Raw genomic sequence first — 268 nt, 5'->3', positions numbered from 1 at the left:
ATGGCCTTCAATTGGGGATAGTGACGGTGATGGTGTATCAGATGCAAACGACTACGCACCAAACGATCCGACAATCGCTTTCTATAGCCGAACACCAACCAGTGGATGGTACACATTAGCCTACGAAGATTTATGGCCAAATGAGGGTGACTACGATCTGAATGACTTTGTTAGCCACTACGCATTAGGTGTTTATACAAACGCGAATAACCAAATAACTCGTTTTGATTACTACGGCCAAGCTATTGCTCGTGGAGCGGCTGAAGAC

At 45.5% G+C, this 268-nt stretch carries 1 protein-coding gene; it reads left to right on the top strand.

The window, feature by feature from the left end; translation table 11 throughout:
- A partial coding sequence (locus tag AB4486_RS25875) for an LruC domain-containing protein (RefSeq protein WP_372119600.1) occupies window positions 1–268 on the top strand: 268 nt, incomplete at both ends.

It is taken from the genome of Vibrio sp. 10N.222.55.C6, assembly GCF_041473395.1.
Classification (GTDB): domain Bacteria; phylum Pseudomonadota; class Gammaproteobacteria; order Enterobacterales; family Vibrionaceae; genus Vibrio; species Vibrio crassostreae_C.
This window is presented reverse-complemented; position numbering and strand designations above follow the sequence as displayed.